This window comes from Vibrio sp. THAF64 (assembly GCF_009363455.1).
Classification (GTDB): domain Bacteria; phylum Pseudomonadota; class Gammaproteobacteria; order Enterobacterales; family Vibrionaceae; genus Vibrio; species Vibrio coralliilyticus.
Genome location: NZ_CP045355.1, coordinates 2,238,480 through 2,258,581, shown reverse-complemented (window position 1 = coordinate 2,258,581; position 20,102 = coordinate 2,238,480). Strand labels below are relative to the sequence as shown.

General features: G+C 44.7%; 16 protein-coding genes and 4 tRNA genes. 12 read left to right on the top strand and 8 right to left on the bottom strand.

Annotation, left to right across the window (positions count from 1 at the left end; genetic code table 11):
* Window position 1: 1 nt before the first annotated feature.
* The gene (gene ihfA / locus FIU99_RS10315; protein WP_006962729.1) at window positions 2–298 is read left to right on the top strand and encodes an integration host factor subunit alpha; all 297 of its coding nucleotides are present in this window, start codon (window positions 2–4) and stop codon (window positions 296–298) included.
* Between the two features lie 119 nt (window positions 299–417).
* Here ihfA and FIU99_RS10310 read toward each other — a convergent pair whose 3' ends face one another.
* Both FIU99_RS10310 and yeiP read right to left on the bottom strand, forming a co-directional pair.
* Window positions 418–738, bottom strand: coding sequence for an HI1450 family dsDNA-mimic protein (locus FIU99_RS10310; RefSeq protein ID WP_006962728.1), 321 nt, complete (start codon window positions 736–738; stop codon window positions 418–420).
* 2 nt (window positions 739–740) lie between these two features.
* Window positions 741–1,307, bottom strand: a complete 567-nt coding sequence (yeiP, locus tag FIU99_RS10305; RefSeq protein ID WP_006962727.1) for an elongation factor P-like protein YeiP — start codon at window positions 1,305–1,307, stop codon at window positions 741–743.
* Between the two features lie 136 nt (window positions 1,308–1,443).
* On the opposite strand from yeiP, the gene FIU99_RS10300 reads away from it, so the two are divergent.
* Window positions 1,444–2,211, top strand: coding sequence for a nucleotidyltransferase domain-containing protein (locus tag FIU99_RS10300; RefSeq protein WP_152472266.1), 768 nt, complete (start codon window positions 1,444–1,446; stop codon window positions 2,209–2,211).
* Window positions 2,212–2,287: 76 nt separating this feature from the next.
* On the opposite strand, the gene FIU99_RS10295 is transcribed toward FIU99_RS10300, so the two are convergent.
* The 4 genes from FIU99_RS10295 to FIU99_RS10280 form a co-directional block, all read right to left on the bottom strand.
* Window positions 2,288–4,138 carry a leukocidin family pore-forming toxin gene (locus FIU99_RS10295; RefSeq protein ID WP_006962725.1) on the bottom strand — a complete coding sequence of 617 codons (1,851 nt, stop codon included), beginning with the start codon at window positions 4,136–4,138 and terminating at the stop codon, window positions 2,288–2,290.
* Window positions 4,139–4,521: 383 nt separating this feature from the next.
* Window positions 4,522–6,885 carry a DNA polymerase II gene (locus FIU99_RS10290; RefSeq protein WP_006962723.1) on the bottom strand — a complete coding sequence of 788 codons (2,364 nt, stop codon included), beginning with the start codon at window positions 6,883–6,885 and terminating at the stop codon, window positions 4,522–4,524.
* 74 nt (window positions 6,886–6,959) lie between these two features.
* Window positions 6,960–8,816 (bottom strand): DUF4105 domain-containing protein, encoded by a 1,857-nt coding sequence (locus tag FIU99_RS10285; RefSeq protein ID WP_006962722.1) that lies wholly within the window; start codon window positions 8,814–8,816, stop codon window positions 6,960–6,962.
* A 125-nt stretch (window positions 8,817–8,941) separates the two neighbouring features.
* Window positions 8,942–9,427 carry a DUF3015 domain-containing protein gene (locus FIU99_RS10280; protein WP_006962721.1) on the bottom strand — a complete coding sequence of 162 codons (486 nt, stop codon included), beginning with the start codon at window positions 9,425–9,427 and terminating at the stop codon, window positions 8,942–8,944.
* Window positions 9,428–9,776: 349 nt separating this feature from the next.
* On the opposite strand from FIU99_RS10280, the gene uvrY reads away from it, so the two are divergent.
* From uvrY to FIU99_RS10245, 7 genes are all read left to right on the top strand, one after another.
* Window positions 9,777–10,421, top strand: coding sequence for a UvrY/SirA/GacA family response regulator transcription factor (gene uvrY / locus FIU99_RS10275; protein WP_006962720.1), 645 nt, complete (start codon window positions 9,777–9,779; stop codon window positions 10,419–10,421).
* Window positions 10,421–12,253, top strand: a complete 1,833-nt coding sequence (uvrC, locus tag FIU99_RS10270) for an excinuclease ABC subunit UvrC (protein ID WP_039952530.1) — start codon at window positions 10,421–10,423, stop codon at window positions 12,251–12,253. The genes uvrY and uvrC overlap by 1 nt, the downstream gene beginning before the upstream one ends.
* Window positions 12,254–12,331: 78 nt before the next feature.
* Window positions 12,332–12,889, top strand: a complete 558-nt coding sequence (gene pgsA / locus FIU99_RS10265) for a CDP-diacylglycerol--glycerol-3-phosphate 3-phosphatidyltransferase (protein ID WP_006962717.1) — start codon at window positions 12,332–12,334, stop codon at window positions 12,887–12,889.
* Between the two features lie 236 nt (window positions 12,890–13,125).
* Window positions 13,126–13,199, top strand: a tRNA-Cys gene (locus FIU99_RS10260).
* 3 nt (window positions 13,200–13,202) lie between these two features.
* Window positions 13,203–13,278 (top strand) — tRNA-Gly (locus FIU99_RS10255).
* 71 nt (window positions 13,279–13,349) lie between these two features.
* Window positions 13,350–13,436 (top strand) — tRNA-Leu (locus FIU99_RS10250).
* 17 nt (window positions 13,437–13,453) lie between these two features.
* Window positions 13,454–13,529: transfer RNA gene (locus FIU99_RS10245), tRNA-Gly, on the top strand.
* 105 nt (window positions 13,530–13,634) lie between these two features.
* On the opposite strand, the gene FIU99_RS10240 is transcribed toward FIU99_RS10245, so the two are convergent.
* Entirely contained in the window at window positions 13,635–14,675 is a 1,041-nt protein-coding gene (locus FIU99_RS10240; RefSeq protein WP_006962715.1) for an alkene reductase, read from the bottom strand.
* A 135-nt stretch (window positions 14,676–14,810) separates the two neighbouring features.
* Between FIU99_RS10240 and FIU99_RS10235 the strand changes: the two genes are divergently transcribed.
* Window positions 14,811–15,389 (top strand): TetR/AcrR family transcriptional regulator, encoded by a 579-nt coding sequence (locus FIU99_RS10235; RefSeq protein ID WP_006962713.1) that lies wholly within the window; start codon window positions 14,811–14,813, stop codon window positions 15,387–15,389.
* 30 nt (window positions 15,390–15,419) lie between these two features.
* Here FIU99_RS10235 and FIU99_RS10230 read toward each other — a convergent pair whose 3' ends face one another.
* Window positions 15,420–16,511, bottom strand: coding sequence for a PQQ-dependent sugar dehydrogenase (locus tag FIU99_RS10230; RefSeq protein WP_152472265.1), 1,092 nt, complete (start codon window positions 16,509–16,511; stop codon window positions 15,420–15,422).
* A 229-nt stretch (window positions 16,512–16,740) separates the two neighbouring features.
* Between FIU99_RS10230 and FIU99_RS10225 the strand changes: the two genes are divergently transcribed.
* On the top strand, window positions 16,741–17,529 hold the full coding sequence (locus tag FIU99_RS10225; RefSeq protein WP_006962710.1) for a TetR/AcrR family transcriptional regulator: 789 nt from the start codon (window positions 16,741–16,743) through the stop codon (window positions 17,527–17,529).
* Window positions 17,530–17,710: 181 nt separating this feature from the next.
* Window positions 17,711–20,101, top strand: coding sequence for an RND family transporter (locus tag FIU99_RS10220; protein ID WP_006962709.1), 2,391 nt, complete (start codon window positions 17,711–17,713; stop codon window positions 20,099–20,101).
* The last annotated feature ends 1 nt before the right edge of the window (window position 20,102 follow it).

The following is a 20,102-nucleotide window of genomic DNA, read 5'->3' as shown; positions in this document are numbered from 1 at the left end:
TATGGCGCTCACAAAGGCCGATTTGGCTGAAAACCTGTTTGAGAAGCTCGGATACAGTAAACGGGATGCCAAGGAAACGGTTGAGGCGTTTTTCGAAGAAATTCGTAAGGCACTAGAGAGTGGCGAACAGGTAAAACTGTCTGGATTTGGTAACTTTGATCTTCGAGAAAAAAACGAACGTCCAGGTCGAAACCCAAAGACGGGTGAAGACATTCCAATCAGTGCTCGTCGCGTTGTCACCTTCCGCCCGGGGCAGAAACTAAAAGCCCGTGTAGAAAATGCCAAGGTAGAAGGCTAACAAGCACGCGTTTGTCAGTTGAAACCGATAGAATTCTAGAAGACGGATTTGTCTATAATTCGTCTTCTAGTTATTTATAAAAAATACCCAAGTTAAAAACTTGGGTATTTTTTTGTTGTTTAGTCTCGCTTCCAAAGAACGTGGCAGAACTTATGCTCTGGATCTCGGCTTACCAGTAGGCGGGCGAAAACTTCATCCAAGACATCATTCTCTTCGTTCACTAAGCCAATACGGACTTCCGCATAGATTTCTTTATCGACTTCAAAGCCGACATGACCAGCCCAATCATCGCCAGTTTCAACCAGCTCAGCAGCACCACGGTCGTCAAATTGAGCGGTGAATATAATAACGTCTGCGGTTTCAAGATTATCTGGAGCCATCTCTAGAAAGATGTCATAGGCCGTTTCAATGGCGTCATCATAGGAGATCAGTTCGGACATAATTACGCTCGGCTCATGTATTTACGTTCAGTGGTATTGATAACAATACGGTCACCTGTTGCAATATACTCAGGAACTTGAACTGTCAAGCCTGTCGCGAAACGTGCAGGCTTTGTGCGCGCCGAAGCTGAAGCCCCTTTTATTGATGGGTCAGTTTCTTCGATTACAAGCTCAACAGAAGCGGGAAGCTCTAGTCCTACTGCATTGCCATCCACGACAATCACATGTAAGCCTTGAATTTCTTCTGTAACAAACTGTAGTTCGTCTTCAATTTCTTCTTTCTTGAAGGTGTATTGAGTGTAATCTTCATTATCCATGAAAATGTACTCGTCACCATCCACGTAAGAGAAAGCAACAGCACGTTTAAACATATCTACCGTTTCAACTACGTCGTCTGATTTAAAGCGCTCATCGACACGTCCACCTGTCGCAAGATCAGTACAACGAAGTTTGTAGATTTTTGCGCCGCCGCGTCCACCCGGAGTGGTGACTTCGATATCTTTAATCAGAAGTGTTTTGCCACTAGATTCGATAGCAAAACCTTTTTTAAGCTCACTTGCCCTTGGCATAAAAGTGTTTCCTTAGTGTGAGATGGAATTGTCGTATTATATACATAGTGTTTAAGGGAAGGAATATCTTGATTCGTGTCTGTGTGTGGGCGAACATTAAAGAATCGAAAGCCTAAAAATTATTGTTATCAACTAAATGCATCTTTCTGTTATTGACCCTAAGCAACCTTTTCAGGAAAGGTATCAGCCTGCCATTAACGATCTTATCGCTTTTCTAAAGGGAGGGTTGGGTGACAATCTACACAGTGTCTATCTTTACGGCAGTGTCGCTCGTAAGAGGGCAAAGCCTAATCGTTCTAACTTAGACGTGTTGGTCGTTACGCATGACAGCTTTAGTGATGTCAGAACCACCTTGTTCAACTCTATTAAATGGCGTTTTCAGAAGTCCTATCCATTCTTAACAGATGTATCGCTAAAGAATACGCTTGTGAAAGAAGTGGCGAGCTTGGACAGCATTTTTTCTTGGGGATTTCAGCTTCGTCATTGCTCGGTGTGTATTTACGGTGACGACCTTTCTGAGTGTTTTGGCGACTATGAGCCAAGCTGGGAAATCGCCAAACATTGGAATATGGATGTTGAAGATTGGGTCGCAGTGTACCGCAATCGTATTGCACGCTCTGCGACGCCAGAGGAACAGTCAAAAGCACAGATAGTTATTGCCAAGAAGCTGCTGCGTGCGAGCTATTCGCTAGTGATGTACAAAGATAAAAATTGGTTCGATGATCCTATTGAATGTGGGCAGAACTTTCTTCGCTACTATCCTGATAAACAGGTCGAAATTGAACGGTTAGGGATTTTGCTCACAGGACGAGTGATAGCAAAACGATCCGTCGTTGGCATTCTTGATGGTTTCGGTGAGTGGCTAGCTAAACAGTACAAGAAAACCGAATTTAAGATAGGCTAAGATACTGATTATGCGGCAATAAAAGCTAAAACGTCTATTATTGCCGCTCAATTTCTCGCTTTAGGTATGCGGCTGATTACTTATACGAGTTGGTTTCTACCGTAGAAGCATCAAAAACATTGACATATCGTGTGTACATCTTGGTACTAAGGCTAGCCTCCGATTGCGTACTGGCAGTCATACTTAGTTTCTCAGTCTGTTTATCGTATGTCAGATAATGGCCGAGGTGAGCACTTTTTAAGTTATCTTGGTTAGCTTTTTCTTCCCAACTCCATTTTTGGGTGAGGCTAAAGTTGCATGATTGAGCTTGAGTTAGGTCGGTACTGTCTAAGCAATATTCTGTATTGTATGCACTAATATAATGACCATCTTGACTGTAGATGAAAGCTTGTTGGTTATCGTATTCATCACACTCTTTAGCGGATATCTGCTGTTGAGTATCGATAGCCAGACATTTGTTCTTGAATCCGCCAAGTTGCAGATTCACTGGTCTGCCACCAGTGAACACAGGGTGGTCCCAATCAACTACAAAATTAATGTTCTTATTGACGCTATTGACTTGGTGATCGTCGTCTTTAGCGTAGTAAGTTCGTACTCCGAAGAACGGCGTCACGTTCGTCATATACCTAAATCCAGTGATGTCGACAGTGGAATCAATATTAAATTTGGTGTTGCCCGTTGCATCAGGGGCTGCAGAGTATATGACTTCCATTTTTGGTAGGAAGCTTGCGTGCCCCATTTTGTTAATACGACTTTCATCGACAGGCAGTGTGATCCCTGCCGTATAGCCATGAATTGTGGTGACCATAACTGATTCCGCGGTTGGGTATTGCTCCCTTGCCCACTCGAAACCTACATGCTGAGGGCCATTTGAATGGCGATCGACTCGATAGTCATTGGTTTCAAAGGATAGCCATTTTGATTCTGTCCAGTTTGCCGAAGCTTCAAGTTTGCCTTTTGCGCCGTCACTACTTGCCTCACCTCCCGCGACCACACCGAATGAAAAGGTTGAAATCTCACGGTTAGTGTAGTTCTTGTTTAAATTGCTTTTAGGCACGGTACGCAGGATACGAGCTTTTTCATTTGAAGCATTGAAATTGAAGTCATAGCTTTGGGCGAGAGCTGTGGTCACCATCTCATGCTCGTCGCCGCCCTCAGGCCATGGTATACCGCGTGTATGAAGCAGAATGTTGTCGAAGTTTTGGTTCAGTTGAATACCTGCACCGGTCGTTGAATCGTCAATTGCAATTCTCACTATTTTGGCATCGGGCGTTGCGCTTCCTTGGGTTCCAAATGGCAATGAACGTTGCAGCGTCACCTGATAAATTAAAGAAATATGGGCATTGTCACACATGCCTGTACTTTTAACGGGGCCTTGGTAAGTATTCCAGGTAGGATTGCATGCTGCGTCACTGATGGTACGTTTCGCCTCGATATAGAAAGCGACCCTAGGTATGCTGTTATCCACCTCTGCAAGAGGGGAGATGCTTTTCTTTACTCGGCGTGGTTTAGGTTTGTATTCAAGACGTTTAAGGTTGGTGTCATCAGAGCTCTCTAACTGACTAAACAGGAGTTTACCTTTGTGCTCACTAATGATTACCATATCTCCGAGAGTCAATAATCCCAAGCTTCTGCGGAGTTTGGCTCGAGCAATGTTTTTTTCAGTCTCATGTTCTATGTTACTAAAGTCGATCAAATAGCGTTTGTTCTCCACCAACACCTGAGTTTTTACATGGGATAATGTTGGTGGTGTGCTGTTTCCGCTGACGAGATTCTCAGCATTGATGTAAATCACCGCACTTGAATCTTGTAAGGCACTGAGAATATTAATGGCTGCTCCAGCAGGCTCGTCAAATTCTGACGCCCAAATGTTGGCACTCAAAACGCTTGATACGGCTATTAGAAGCAGGTTGAACTTTCTTTTCATACTATCTCTCTTGTCATTTGATGACATAAACCTGAACGCAGGCAGTCTGGACACCAATCAAGTTGCTAACGGGAATAGTCAAGATTTGTGTGATTCGCTAGGTTTGGTCAAAATAAAGAATTAAGCAGCACCGAATGTTCAAATGGTGGCTGCATGTCGTTAATAGTACAAATGGGGTTAAAAATGAGTTAAAAATCGCAAGCAAAGATGTATGTTATATGATCAAATATTTGATTCTGAACGAGTGTCTCGCACCGTTGGCGGTTAACTCATAGGTGAGCGCATCACTACTTGCAGTACGAACGATAGAGCGAACATCGATACGTAAAAATGGAGTGTACTCATCTGGAATAACAGCGCCCTTCAATATAGTTTCTTCAGTGTTAGAACAAACCGAGTTGAGGCTCACTGAGCGTTGAAAAATCGATGCCAATAAATGGCAAGATAGCCTCTGCAACAGGCTGAAGCTGTTTATCAATGTAGTGCTGATAATCAATGTTGCTTTTAAGGTATTCTTTGGGTTCAGGGCCAGAAATCGTAATCAGGTATTCAATTCGTCCTTTGTTTTGGTATTGCAAAGGGCGACCTAACTGGGCATTGATTTCATCTGCTAACCGAGCTGCACGCACTTGTGGTGGTACGTTTTTCTGATACTCGTGTAGCTTCCGGCGTAGCCTTTTTTGGTAAACCAGCTCATCATCAAATTCGCCCGCCATGGTTCTTTCGACAAAATCCCGAACGTAGTCAGAGGGATCTTTACCATGGAAAACCAGTGAATACAGATCTTGCTGAAAGCGCTGAGCGAGCGGAGTCCAGTCGGTGCGAGCACTTTCCAATCCCTTAAAGACAATTTTTTCCCTGTCGCCTTCGCCAATCAAGCCTGCGTAACGCTTTTTGGATCCTGTTTCTTGACCACGGATAGTTGGCATCAGAAACTTCTTATAGTGGGTTTCATACTCCAGTTCGAGGATTGAGGTAAGGCCGTACTCTTGTTTGAGATGGGTCGTCCACCACGAATTGATATGCTCGACAAGCTGGTGGCCAATCTCATCGGCTTGCTCTTGAGAAAATTGCCCGTTCAAAGAAACAAACGTCGAATCTGTATCCCCATAAATCACTTGATAGCCTTGCTCTTCGATGAGTACTTTCGTCTGCTTCATGATTTCGTGACCACGCATAGTGATACTTGATGCCAAGCGAGTATCAAAGAAGCGACAGCCAGAAGAGCCCAGTACGCCGTAGAAGGAGTTCATAATGATTTTGATCGCCTGTGAGAAGGCCTTTTCGTTGTTTTTCTTGGCGATATCACGCGCCGCCCACAGGTTTTCGATCATCTCGGGCAAAAAGTGTTTACTACGATGAAATTGACCGCCACGAAATCCTTCAACAGCTTGGTTTTCCTGTTTACCCACGTCCAATTTCAACCCTTCGATCAAACCCATTGGGTCAATTAGGAATGAACGGATAATGGAAGGGTATAGGCTCTTAAAATCCAGAACTAACACCGAATCATACAGGTTTGGGATGGAGTCCATTACATAGCCCCCTGGGCTAGCCAACCAGTTTTCAGAATGTAGGTTAGGGGCAATGTACCCAGCACGATGGATTTGTGGCAGGTAAAGATTGGTAAATGCCGCGACCGAGCCGCCGACACGGTCCAGTTCAACACCAGTCAATTTAGAGCGTTCGATGGCAAACTCAAGCAAGTGGGTGTGGGCAAAAATCTTGTTGACCAGAACACAATCTTGCAGGTTGTACTTTGCAAGTGAGGGTTTGTCCTTTTTGAACATGTAATTGATTTCGTCCATTCGATCATGAACGTTGTGGATTTGTTTACCCTCTCCGAGTAACTCCTGAGACACTGATTCTAGCGACCAGCTTCGAAAGTGATAAGTGGCGGTTTTTAGCGTATCGATACCATCTAAAACCACGCGACCTGGGATTGATATGAATGCTTGTTGAGTGTTACTTGAGGTGCGGAAAAAACTCGCCTGATTCGCACGCCCAATTGCTAATCTGACTTTATTCCACTCGGCACGTTTATGTAGCAGCCTAAAGTCAAAGTCAATGACGTTCCAACCTACGATGACATCGGGATCAAATTGCTGAAACCACGTGATCAGTGAGAGCAATAAGTGTTTCTCGTCTTGGACCCACTCAACAGCGGTTTCAGCAGCTTGCGGTTCTCCAATCATGATGACACGGCTGTCCATAGGACTATCGAGTCCTATAGAGTAAAGAACGCCTTTCTCTGAACATTCGATATCGAGTGAGACAACCTTTAACTGAGGGGTATAGTGACCCTGACGGCATTTGACGTTTGAAAAGCGAGTGTAGTCTTTCCTGCGTTGGGGGTGACCGGTAAATTCGACACTGCCTTGAACAAAGCGCTCCATTAAATATCGATCGGCAAGGCGTATATCGTCTTCGAGTACAAGAATCTCATGATGTTTGAATTTCTGACTTAGCCGTTGTCCGTCTTTAACGGTTAAGCAGTAACAAGCCGCAAGTTTTACATCATCAAAGCTATGCAACGCCAAAGGTTTTATCTCAGCCTGAATGGATAACTCGCTAACTAAAGCTTGGCATTGTTCGATATCGTCTTGAGGAATAAAGAAGACGGGTTTTTCTCCCGGTATAACAAGCTGTACCGGCCCATTATCAGTAGATAACCATAAATCGATCTGAGTTTGACCAGAAACATCTCTGGCGTGGCGAGTAAGTAGGAAACCTTGTTGGACGGACATTTGTACTGCTCTAAATGAAAACCAAGCAACGGATGAAGCTTGGTTTCACTAGCTTAGCATAAGCAGGCGTTCTCTTAATAATAGATAAAGCCTGTCAGTCTGGCGCCAATGTTCTCAGACTGCCAACTTTGATAACTCAGTTGCGTTCGCACAGCAAAATTACGATTGAAGCTCCAGTTCCAGCTTGCATCAATTTCGACATGGCTCTCTTCCTGAGAGTTAATCAGCGCCATATATTGAGCTTGTAATCCTATTCTATGATTACGTCCAGCTTGGAAAATTGCTCCCGTTTCCAAGCCGACCCCAGAGACTGCGTCATATTCCGTCAGATTGCCGCCACTGACTGCACCTGAAAAGAGTGTGTATACGTGGATCTTGTCTGGTGAGCCCCAAGCCTTGCCAAAGCCACCTTGTCCAAACCATCTTCCTGCCAACTTATTAGACAGAGGCTGTCTATCAAAGCCAGTGCGAATATTCCAAGCCCAACTGTCGAATACTCTATTACTTGGAGCAAGCGCCATTGTGTCGATAAAGTAAAACCTATCGAGTCGAGAAGTGCCTTGCTGATCAATACTCACTTGAGTATCTAGAAAGTTGATCTGTGCGCCAGGTATGAAGCCATCCTGTGAGTCAAGCAAATCATGATACGCCGCTCTCCATTCAATGGTGGCTTGATTACTGAACTCATCCCAGTATTGGTAGCTCAGTCCGATACGGGCGGAAGCGTGCCCTTTTTCTGGTGGAACGTCAGGCTGAGGAACTGGGGTAAACGGAGACTCTACTTTGATTCTGCTGCGCAGATAGAGCAATTTGGTTAGCCGTTTGGCTGTCGGATCTCGTTCTAAACCGGAGTCATACAATTGAAAGTTTAACCACTCGTAGGCGAGTTCTAGAATTGCTGCTCGTTCTTCATCTGAGAATTCGTTTTCACTCGGGTACTCGCCTTGTGTCGCTTTTTTAGCAGCCTCGAAGATTTTCTCATCGGCTTCATTGGCTTGATGTAGCAATCTGGTGCCAAATGCCTCGCGATATTGAGTTTCTTCCAATAATCCGCTTTCCGCTAATGCATAAACTGTATCTGACGGAATTGCCTGTATCGAGAAGTCTTTGGTCAAGCTTAAGTCTTCCCGAGCGACATCCAATAGAGACAGCAACTGATAAGAACAGTTTTCGTCTAAGAAATAGTAATCAAACTCTGCTCTTTGCATTTCCCATAAGTGTAATAAAACCCGATTTACTTCCTCTTCATTGAGTTTAAGTTTGTACTCCCAAATATCTCTCGATTCGATGTCGTTGTATTCACGAACTTTTCGATAATATGGCATCACGATGTAACGACCGGGGTAGCTGCCGATCAATCCTTTGATCGCAAACAGAGCGGGGTTGTCATCTGTTTCTGGCTCAGCAGCAAAATTAATGGCAAATGCGACCAATTCTTTATGTCTGGTTTGATCCTTAGCGTCGACACGCAATAGGGTGTGACCAAACATAGAAGAAGGGTTATTCATAAATGCGGTTGGGAAAACAAGCGTAAGACCAGCCGGGTCGATGACTTGGCTCCAAGTTTCTAGCTCTGGGCAGTTCAATATCGCCTGGCGACCTTGTTGCTGTTCAAGCCAACTATAGCGTGCTGGATATTGACACTGAGTCTCCAATGCAAGTTGCTTATCCTCTGAATAAAGCCGACTGATGGTTGCCTCAAGCTCCGCTTTTGGAGAGTACTTTCCTTGTTCCGAAAGAAAAAATTCGCTTTTATCGACGGTACTTTCGTATCCAGATAGAAGCGCAGGCAAATAGTGGCCGAGCTTATGCCAGTATGAGTGCTTGGAGAGCTGTTCTACATCGAATTCACTAGCGATTGATGCTGAAGGTAATAAAAGGCTCAAGCTTAAGCCACACAACAAAGAGGTTTTTAGCAAAGGGGACTTCATCTAATACACAGTCTTACAGTTCGATTGAGCTTCTACTTTTAGCGTCAGGATACAACAAATAATAGGGAGGCTTTAGGGTGGTGTGAAAAAGGTGCCTAGAAAGGCACCTTTTAATAGGGCATTGATTAAATAGCGTAACCCGCTAATTGTGCGTTATCCGCAACAACGTTGTTCAGGTTTACAAATACTTCTTGAGAAGTGACATTTTCAGATTTGAATACTTGCGCAAAGTTTTCTTGAGCTAGAGTGTTGAATGCTGCTTTGTCAGCTTCATTAATACCCCAAACTTCAGAAAGTGTTGCCAGAGTTTCACCTTCGCCTTTAGCGATATCACGTGCTAGGTTGTCCATGTTGCCATCAATGAACATGGCTAGCTTTTCAGATGATGAAATTGTACCTGTGCCGTCACAACCTAGAGTACCGAAAGTGATACCAAAAGTTTGGTTACCTGAAGTGCCGTTAGTTGTAGCAGCTAGAATTTTAGAAACTTTGCCTGACTGACCGTCGAATACCATAGTACCCAAACCACAACCAATATCATTGTCAGCAAGTGCTAGATTAGACATAGGAATAGTTGTTGCTAGGGCTGCCACTGCTAGAAGCTTTTTCATAACATATCCTTATAAGATGATATTTAAAATGTACTTTAAAGTGTGCAACTATGCGCACTGCACTATGTATTAATAGGTGAAGTTAGATTCGTTTTCAATGGTAAGCCTTGTGTTGTGTGTGCGTATGCCGATTTTTGACTCATAACCTCATTGTATGACTTAACTTATTGATTGCATGGTTATTAACGTGCTAAGCAGCAGATATGAAAATAAGTACTTGCTAAAGTTTGCGTTTGAGCACATATTCAGAGTAAGTAAAAAGCGTAATTTAAGTTAAAATAGGCTGCCATGCTGTTATCCACTACAAATAGTGGGTGCAGAGCCAATCAAGAAGTGTGGAGATACAAGTTTGATAAGTGTTTTCCTTGTAGATGATCACGAGCTGGTTCGCACAGGGATACGACGTATTATTGAAGACGTCCGTGGAATGAACGTAGCAGGGGAAGCTGAAAGCGGTGAAGACGCAGCAAAATGGTGTCGTAGCAATCATGCCGATGTCATTTTGATGGATATGAATATGCCAGGTATTGGTGGCTTAGAAGCTACCAAGAAAATCTTGCGGTTCAATCCTGATGTGAAAATCATCGTTTTAACTGTTCATACGGAAAATCCGTTTCCAACTAAAGTGATGCAAGCAGGTGCCGCAGGCTACCTGACTAAAGGTGCGGGGCCAGATGAAATGGTCAACGCAATTCGTGTTGTAAATAGCGGCCAACGTTATATTTCTCCTGAAATTGCTCAGCAGATGGCGCTTAGCCAATTCTCTCCAGCATCGGAAAATCCTTTTGCCGATCTTTCTGAGCGTGAATTGCAGATCATGATGATGATCACCAAAGGGCAGAAGGTAACCGATATTTCAGAGCAGTTGAATTTGAGCCCGAAAACTGTCAACAGTTACCGCTACCGCTTGTTCAATAAGCTGGACATCAGCGGTGACGTAGAGTTGACTCATCTAGCCATCCGCCATGGAATGTTAGACACTGAGACATTGTAGTGACCGCCACATTCGACTCGGCTTCCTTTCTAAAAACCGTTACTAATCAGCCCGGCGTGTACAGAATGTATAACGCCGAGGCTGTTGTCATTTACGTAGGTAAAGCCAAAGACCTTAAAAAGCGTCTTTCTAGCTATTTCCGTAAGAAAGTAGACAGCGAAAAAACACGAGCTCTAGTCAGTAATATTGACAAGATTGATGTTACGGTGACGCACACCGAAACAGAAGCCCTGATACTTGAACACAACTACATTAAGCAGTATTTACCCAAATACAATGTATTACTGCGTGATGACAAGTCATACCCTTACATTTTTGTCAGCGGCCATAAGCACCCGAGGCTATCTATGCATCGCGGAGCAAAAAAGCGCAAAGGTGAATACTTTGGTCCTTACCCTGACTCGGGAGCAGTTCGGGAAACGCTGCACTTAATTCAAAAAATTTTCCCGGTTCGACAATGTGAAGATACGGTTTACAGTAATCGAACTCGGCCTTGTCTGATGTACCAAATTGGCCGATGTGCGGGGCCATGTGTTAGCAGTATTATCTCCGATGAAGATTATGCCGAGCTGGTGGGTTTTGTTCGTTTGTTCCTGCAAGGAAAAGATCAGCAAGTTCTCACGACCTTGGTTGAAAAGATGGAGCTGGCTAGTAAAAGTCTTAAGTTTGAAGACGCGGCAAAGTTTAGAGACCAAATACAAGCGATACGACGTGTTCAGGAGCAGCAGTTTGTGTCTGAAGACTCTCAAGATGATATGGACGTTTTGGGTTTTGCTCAAGAGAACGGCATTGCCTGTGTCCATATTCTGATGATTCGCCAAGGTAAGATTTTGGGCAGTCGTAGCCATTTTCCTAAAATTCCAAATGATACGACTCAAGAAGAAGTGTTTTATAGTTTTTTGAGCCAGTATTACCTGAGCCACAACGAAGCACGAACGATCCCGACACGAATCATCCTTAACTCCGGCCTGATGGAAGAATCGCTGCCATTACAAGAAGCTTTAGGCGAGATTGCCGGACGTAAAGTCAATTTTCATGTTAATCCGACGGGAACTCGTGGGCGCTACCTTAAGCTGTCGAATACCAACGCACTGACGGCAATTACTACCAAAATCAATCACAAGATGACGATATCCCAACGCTTTAAAGAGTTACGGGAAGTCTTAGGTATGGATATCATCACTCGTATGGAATGTTTCGACATATCGCATACGATGGGCGAAAGTACGATTGCTTCTTGTGTTGTGTTTAATCAAGAAGGGCCAGTGAAGCAGGAATACCGTCGCTACAATATTACTGGGATTACCGGTGGTGACGATTACGCCGCGATGGGACAAGCACTCGAGAGGCGTTACTCTAAGCAGCTGGATGTGGAAAAAATCCCGGATATTGTGTTTATTGATGGTGGTAAAGGGCAGCTTAATCGAGCGTTTGAAATCATTTCACAGTACTGGGGAGATTGGCCTAAGCGGCCACGTTTGATTGGTATTGCGAAAGGAGTGACGCGTAAACCAGGATTGGAAACTTTGATTACCACAGACGGTGAAGAGTTCAACTTGCCTAGTGATGCACCAGCTCTACATTTGATGCAACATATCCGTGATGAAAGCCATAACCATGCCATTGCGGGGCATCGGGCTAAACGTGGAAAAACAAGAAGAACCAGTGCCTTGGAAGGCATTGAAGGGGTGGGGCCGAAACGTCGTCAGGCATTGCTCAAATACATGGGGGGATTACAGGAACTTCAACGTGCTAGCGTTGAAGAAATCGCCAAAGTCCCTGGGATTAGTGTTTCTTTGGCAGAAAACATTTATCAAGCATTGAAACAATAGGAAAAATCCCGCACCATAAGAGCCCTGTTTTTAAGCAGTGAACAGAGCAATACGCAAACGATAAGAGCCTCAATAAATATGCGTTTAAATATCCCTAACATTTTATCTTTGTTACGACTTTTCCTTATTCCAGTATTTGTCGTGGTTTTTTATCTTCCTTACAGTTGGGCACCTTTTGCAGCGGCAATGGTGTTCTGGGTTGCAGGGTTCACGGACTGGCTAGATGGAATGTTAGCGCGAAAGTTGGGGCAAACCTCTCGTTTTGGTGCTTTTATTGATCCTGTTGCTGATAAAGTCCTTGTCGCGACCGCTCTGATTCTTGTCACTGAACACTACCACTCCATTTGGGTAACAATTCCTGCTGTGACTATGATTGCTCGAGAAATCATTATTTCTGCATTGCGTGAATGGATGGCAGAAATCGGTAAACGTGCCAGTGTGGCAGTTTCATGGGTAGGTAAAGTAAAAACGCTTAGCCAAATGTTTGCTTTATGGGTGCTTATCTGGCGTTATGATGACTGGATGATTTGGTTAGGTTACGCCGCGCTTTATGTTGCTACCGTATTGACCTATTGGTCTATGGCACAGTATTTAATGGCAGCCAAAGACGATCTTCTCAGTGAAGAGCATCATTAAAGAAAACTGGCAATAGCCCGTTTTTTTATGCCTCTCATCTACTTTGTTTAAGTTAACTTGGTCAAAATCAAAAGAATTTTGAGAGTAAATTAATCAAATTAGAAGCTTTTGACTGTTAATTAGACAAACGATTCAAAAAATTAAAAATAGTGTTGACTCATTAGTTCGAATCCGTAGAATGCATCCCGTACCCAAGAGGAACGCAGCGAAATAAGCGAGACGATTGGTGTTACGAAGGCGCGTTGGCAGAGTGGCTATGCAGCGGATTGCAAATCCGTGGACCTCGGTTCGACTCCGGGACGCGCCTCCATTTGCGACACTAGCTCAGTTGGTAGAGCGCAACCTTGCCAAGGTTGAGGTCACGAGTTCGAACCTCGTGTGTCGCTCCAAATTTTATGATAGCGATTCCTAATGGGTCGATGTCAAAGATGGTGTCTCCATCACAAATTTAGATTTGTGTGCCCTGGTGGTGGAATTGGTAGACACAAGGGATTTAAAATCCCTCGGCGTTCGCGCTGTGCCGGTTCAAGTCCGGCCCGGGGCACCATCTAACTAACGCATTATGCGACACTAGCTCAGTTGGTAGAGCGCAACCTTGCCAAGGTTGAGGTCACGAGTTCGAACCTCGTGTGTCGCTCCAAATTACGAAGCCCTGACCATTTGGTCAGGGCTTTTTTTTATCTTCATTACATAAGGAATCAGCGGCAACAAGCCGCTGATTTTTCACTCACCAAACGTGAATGGGTTATACAAGCTCGGCAAGCATTTCATCCGAGTATTCGGTCAACACTGAGCCTGATTTTACTTTTTCGATATAGTCAGGGTTGGCGATTAATGGACGACCAATTGCCAGCAAATCAAATTTGCCAGACTCCAACGCCGCATTCCCAGTTTCTGGTGTAAAACCACCGACACCCATTAACGTCTTACTGTAGTTTGAACGCATATACTCTGAAACGGTGCCATCTAGGTAATCAAATGACATGCTATCGTCAAAAATTCCCACGTGAAGGTAGCTTAGATCACGGCTTTCGAGCGCTTTGAGCAAGTAATCTGAAACCTGACGATCACGATTGTCTGGTTCCATGTTGAAGTAAGCACCCGGAGAGAGTCGTAGCGCTGTTCTATCTTTACCAATGGCATCAACGATTGCATCGACGACTTGCAACGGGAAGCGCGCCATATTTTCTGCTGAACCACCAAATTCATCGTCTCGAGTATTGCTTGAATAATGCAGGAACTGGTCGATCAGATATCCATTTGCTCCGTGGATTTCAACCCCGTCAAAGCCGGCTTCTAGAGCATTAATAGCGGCCTGACGATAATCTTCAACAAGTTCTTCAATCTCTTCTCGGGTCGCTGGCTTAGGCGTGGTGTAGGTCAGTTCTCGCATGCGGGGTACGCTGCCTTCAACAGCCACTGCTGAAGGCGCCAGCACATATTCTCCATTGAAGAAATGAGGGTGCGCAACACGGCCCGTGTGCCACAACTGCACAAAAATCTTACCGCCTTTCTCATGAACCGCGTCTGTCACCTTACGCCAGCCAGTAATTTGCTCCTGACTGAATATTCCGGGGGTATTTGGATATCCCTGACCATCTGGGCGAATGATGGTCGCTTCACTAATAATCAAACCAGTATCTGCTCGACGAGCATAGTAATCCACCATCGCTTGAGTTGGAACTAGGCTGTCATCAGCCATACAACGAGTCAGTGGTGCCATCACAATTCTGTTGTTCAATGTAATAGTGTCGTTCAGCGCTAATGGTTCAAATAGGTTATTCATGACGTTCCCTTTGTGGTTTTTCTTGAATGCCCATTCAAGTTAGTCTAATTTGAACAAGCATTCAACTACTTTTTTGAATGCTTGTTCAAAATAAAGTAGAATCAATCCATATTGATAATTGAGATAAGAGAGCCAATGCGCAGCGCTGAATTTGATCGGAAAAAAGTATTACGTTCTGCAATGGATGCTTTTGTAGCTAAAGGGTACGCTAAGACCAGCATGCAAGACCTAAAAAAGGTAACTGGACTGCACCCCGGTTCGATCTATTGTGCCTTTGAGAACAAGCGCGGCTTATTGATTGCGGCGTTGGAACAGTATCGTGACGATAAATCGCAAGAGTTTCAGGCCTTGTTTGACTCTCAACCAACAGTGATGGCTGGCTTTGAAAAATATCTAAGCTGGGTGGTCGAAGAGTGTGAAACGGAAGAAATCAAAGATTGTTTGCTGCAGAAATCACTCAGTGAGATGGCACAGCAGGATGATGAAGTGGAACATCTTATCAGCATGATGCTTCAAGACTGGCATCAGTCTATTGAAGAGAAGCTTTCCCAGGCGCAGCAGGCGGGTCAAGCATCTCAAAAAAAATCGCCAGCTCAGTTAGCTCAGTTTTTGGTCATGGGTATCTATGGCATGCGGACTTTATCTCACACTCAGCCAAAACCTGGGGTATTAGGTGAGCTCAAGGATGAACTGCTGGAGCATATCAGTGCTTAAGAAAAGGCCCGTAATAACGGGCCTTTTTTCTTAGCTGCGAGTTGGAACAAGGCGGTATATATTGCCTTGATCAGTACTAAAGATGAGTTCATCCTTAGGGCTGACGATGACATGGCGAATGCGTTCGTTAAGTTCGGACAATATTCGAATTTCATCTACTGCTTGATTGTTTTTGTTTAGCGTGACGACATTAATATGGGTCAGTTTCAAAGCGGGTGCGAGAAGCTTACCGTTCAGTTCAGGGTAGTTTTTACCTCGATACAAAAGCAAACTTGAGGGAGCGATGGAAGGAACATAAACCTTGATTGGTGACTCGATCCCCTCTTTTTCTTTAGATTCCCCGACATTAATCGGCCCCCAGTATTCTTTACCGTGAGAAGTGATTGGCCAGCCATAGTTTGAGCCTGCCCGAATAAAATTTATTTCATCGCCGCCTCTTGGGCCATGTTCTATCGACCATAAAGCGCCAGCTGCTGAATCGTAAAACAAGCCTTGTGGATTACGATGACCAAAGCTCCAGATTTCCTTTTGCGCGCCTTTTTGCTCGACGAAAGGGTTGTCTTCGGCTGCTGAACCGTCAGGGTTCAACCTCAGAATCGATCCCGCATGGGTACTTAAGTCCTGTCCATTATCGCGTTCTCCGCGATCACCAACACTCATGTAGAGGTACTGCTCATCGAAGGTCACACGACTACCATAGTGGCGATTGGTCGAGGAATTGGACGTTGTTGTGAGGATGTTTTTCCAGTCTGAGAGCTTACCGTCTGAAAATGTGAAGGTAGCAAGAGTGGTATCTGAACCGCTAGCGGTGCGTTTACTGTAGGTCACATACGCTTTGTTCGGTTCGAAAGGGGACATCGCGATATCGAGCAACCCTCCCTGACCGTTGGCATAAAGGCCAGCAGGGTCTTCCATAAGCTGAGTACTTTTCCCTGTAGCGATATCGACCGAGAGAATATGGCCGTTGCGTTCGGTGACCAGTAACGTGTTGTCGTCGGCAAACGCCATTCCCCAAGGAACCAGTAAACCTGAAGCAATTTTTTCTGTTGAGTAGTCCGCTGACAATGCCGGACTTGTCCAGCATGTAAAAGTAACAAGCGGTAAAGCTAAGTATTTGAACACGTGGGAATGTCTCTCTAGTTCAGATAAGTGCATAAAGTGTAGCACGATAATAATTCATAGTTTTTATATATGTATCTACGAATAAATCTTTTATTTGAGTGATATATGATCTATTATGACGAAGTGTCAAAAATGACGAATCGTCATGATTGTGGTTTATCGCAATATTATGATTCGTGTTACAATTAGAAAGTTAAGGAGCAACAGACGGGTACGGATCGAAATAATCATGTTTGGCTTTAGCTGTAAAAAAAGTGATAAAAAAGACGGCGTCCGTTGTGGTTTTGGGTTAACCAAGAAACAACAGGCCATTGCCGATAGAGAAATAGAGCTGATTCTACTGGCGAAAGCGCTGGTTCAAAAGGAAGGGTGGAGTAACCTGACCATGGACAAGCTAACGGCAGCAAGCCCTTACTCGAAAGGTACGATTTATAATCACTTTAGTAGTAAAGAAGACGCGATTGTTGCGCTTTGTATTCATTCTCTGAAAAGCGAAGCTGTGTTATTCGCCCGCGCTGCAGAATTTGAAGGCTGTACACGGGAAAAAATCATAGCGATGCATGTAGGCTATCGTATCTACACGCGCATGGAGCCGATTTTGTCCATGTGTGCACTAATGGCGAAAAATCCTTTTGTACTTGAGAAGGCGTCGCCAGAACGTGTTAAAGAGCTAAATGAGCTGGAAGAGCAAGTGATAGAAGGCGCCGATCAACTGGTTAACTACGCGGTTGAAAGTGGTGACCTCAAGTTCTCACCAGGTATCAGCTCAGATGCGATAGTGTTTGCCAATTGGTCGATTGCTTTTGGGTCAAATGCCCTTACGCAAAATGCGTCCAATAGCCATTGTATCAATCGCCTACAGGACCCGTTCTCAGTGCTCCATAATGCGAATATGCTGTTAGATGGGTTGAACTGGAAACCTCTCTCTAGTGAGTGGGATTACAAGAAAACCTGGCGCCGAGTAGAGCAGGAGCTATTTAGTCAAGAGATCGAATATCTCAACTCCGTCGGACGCTAATCTGCTTCAGCCTAAAATAAAGCCCGTTATGGGTTTTATTTGACTCTCTAAATGACGAATCGTCAAAAAAGACACTCGATAAGGTTTGAATAACTCAAACACGAGCTTTGTTACTTAAGTGCCAGCGTTAGCTGGTTTTTAAATAACAACTTTTGACGAAACGTCACAAACGGAGAGTGTGATGAAATCAGCCAACTCTAATCCAAATCAACCACATCCGTGGTTAACCTTACCTACCCGATTTAGCGGTTGGGTACTCCTACTGTCATTAGCACTGGTCACCGCTGCCACTTTTGGAGGAAAGAATCTTTATTTCCGTGGTGACTACAACATCTTTTTTGACGGAAAAAACCAACAACTGCTCGCCTATGAGGAAATACAAACCACTTTCGCCAAATCCGACAACATCGCAATCATCATTTCCCCCCAAAGCGGCAACGTTTTTGAGCCAAAAACTCTAGAACTGATTCAACAGCTTACCCAAGATGCCTGGCTAGTACCTTATTCAAGCCGAGTCGACTCCATTGCCAATTATCAGCATACCGAAGCCATTGAAGATGACCTGATTGTCGAGGATCTTCTGTTGGAAGATTATCCTCTTACGCCAGAACGCATCGAAAAGGTTAAGGCAATTGCTTTGTCTGAACCTGTGGTCAAGCACGCCCTGATCTCTGAAAAAGGCGATGTGACAGTGGTGAATGTCACTGTTCAGTTACCTGAAATTGATGAGACGACGGAAGCACTCGAAGTGGTTGCCGGAGTCGATGAACTGTTAAGCAAATATGGTGAGTTGTATCCTCATGTCGAGTTCCATAAAGCGGGGATCATTGCAATGAACCATGCTTTCATGGTCGCCGCTCAGGATGACAGCTCAACATTAGTGCCAGCCATGTTGCTGGTAATACTAGTATTTTTGACCATTATGCTGCGTTCCTTCCTGAGTGTGATAGCCACTCTGGTGGTGATCATCGGCTCAGTCGCCGCAACCATGGGGTTATCGGGTTGGGCTGGTATGTTCCTCAGTACAGCTACGGTCAATATTCCCACCTTAGTGATGACGTTGGCTGTAGCAGACTGCGTTCATGTTATCGCAACGATGCGTCAGAGCATGCAGAAAGGCCATTCTAAGCAGTACGCGATCGACCACAGTGTTTCGATTAACTTCATGCCGATCGTCATCACCTCTGTGACTACAGCGATTGGTTTCCTGATGATGAATATGTCGGATTCACCGGTATTGAGAGATTTCGGTAACTTGGCAGCGCTTGGTGTTATGTTGGCGTGCTTTCTGTCAGTCAGCTTGTTGCCAGCGCTACTCAAATTGCTACCAATTAAAGTGAAGCGAAAAGAGACCGATAATGGGAAAACCAGTGACTCGATGGATAAGCTTGGCGATTGGGTAGTGAATAACCGCAAAGCCTTGCTGCCTATTTCTGTTGTTGTCATTGCGGTATCTGCTGCACTGATTCCACTGAATAAGGTGAACGATGAATCGGTGAAGTATTTTGACTCGCGCAATGATTTTCGCCGCGCCGCAGATTTCATGGAAGAGCGCATCAGTGGCATGACAACCATCAGTATTGTGGTGAAAACCCATGAGTCCCAAGGGATTGCGGATCCTATTTTTCTCCAGACGATTAGCAACTTTACTGACTGGCTTCGTATGCAGCCAGAAACGGATCACGTCGCCACGCTTTCCGATGTCTATAAACGCCTGAACAAAAACATGCATGGCGATGATGACAGTTACTACAAACTGCCTCTGCAAAGAGAGCTCGCTGCACAATATTTGCTGTTGTATGAAATGTCACTGCCATATGGCCTTGATCTTAATAACCAGATTAATGTCGATAAATCGTCGATCAAACTGGTGGTGACCATCGACAACTTGGGCAGTGTTGAACTGGTCGATTTAGAGAATCGAATTTACGACTGGTTTAAGGCGAACGGCTCGCAGTACGGCGTGTTGGCTTCAAGCCCATCGCTGATGTTTGCACACATTGGTGAGACCAATATGGCAAGCATGCTGTCGACACTGCCTATTACTCTGATCTTGATTTCAGCTTTGATGATTTTTGCTCTGAGATCAATGCGACTTGGTGTGATCAGCATTGTACCTAACATGGCTCCGGCAGTTATTGGCTTTGGTTTATGGGCCTTGATCTCTGGCGAGATAAACCTAGGTCTGTCTGTGGTTGTCACGCTGACACTGGGTATCGTTGTTGATGATGCGGTCCACTTTCTTTCGAAATATCAACGTGCACGTAAACAAGGGCAAAACGCGGAACAAGCGGTTCGCTACGCCTTTCACACTGTAGGCCGAGCTCTATGGATCACCACCATTGTTCTGGTTGCAGGGTTCACTGTGCTGGCCATGTCCACGTTCAGACTTAATGCAGATATGGGCCAGCTGAGCGCCATGGTGATCTTTATTGCTCTTGTTGTTGACTTTGTTTTCCTACCAGCGCTGTTGATGCGCTTTGATACCGCGAGTTATGCGCAGGAAAACGAATCACTGACATCAGCCGCCACTTCAACTCAGCCAACAACGGCTCCTCAGACACAAAGTTAAG

Coding starts and splice junctions, on each gene's coding strand:
- ihfA (WP_006962729.1), top strand. CDS start 2: ATGGCGCTCACAAAGGCCGATTTGGCTGAAAACCTGTTTGAGAAGCTC.
- FIU99_RS10225 (WP_006962710.1), top strand. CDS start 16,741: ATGTTTGGCTTTAGCTGTAAAAAAAGTGATAAAAAAGACGGCGTCCGT.
- FIU99_RS10295 (WP_006962725.1), bottom strand. CDS start 4,138: ATGAAAAGAAAGTTCAACCTGCTTCTAATAGCCGTATCAAGCGTTTTG.
- FIU99_RS10280 (WP_006962721.1), bottom strand. CDS start 9,427: ATGAAAAAGCTTCTAGCAGTGGCAGCCCTAGCAACAACTATTCCTATG.
- FIU99_RS10235 (WP_006962713.1), top strand. CDS start 14,811: ATGCGCAGCGCTGAATTTGATCGGAAAAAAGTATTACGTTCTGCAATG.
- FIU99_RS10240 (WP_006962715.1), bottom strand. CDS start 14,675: ATGAATAACCTATTTGAACCATTAGCGCTGAACGACACTATTACATTG.
- FIU99_RS10300 (WP_152472266.1), top strand. CDS start 1,444: ATGCATCTTTCTGTTATTGACCCTAAGCAACCTTTTCAGGAAAGGTAT.
- FIU99_RS10220 (WP_006962709.1), top strand. CDS start 17,711: ATGAAATCAGCCAACTCTAATCCAAATCAACCACATCCGTGGTTAACC.
- FIU99_RS10290 (WP_006962723.1), bottom strand. CDS start 6,885: ATGTCCGTCCAACAAGGTTTCCTACTTACTCGCCACGCCAGAGATGTT.
- FIU99_RS10310 (WP_006962728.1), bottom strand. CDS start 738: ATGTCCGAACTGATCTCCTATGATGACGCCATTGAAACGGCCTATGAC.
- yeiP (WP_006962727.1), bottom strand. CDS start 1,307: ATGCCAAGGGCAAGTGAGCTTAAAAAAGGTTTTGCTATCGAATCTAGT.
- pgsA (WP_006962717.1), top strand. CDS start 12,332: ATGCGTTTAAATATCCCTAACATTTTATCTTTGTTACGACTTTTCCTT.
- FIU99_RS10285 (WP_006962722.1), bottom strand. CDS start 8,816: ATGAAGTCCCCTTTGCTAAAAACCTCTTTGTTGTGTGGCTTAAGCTTG.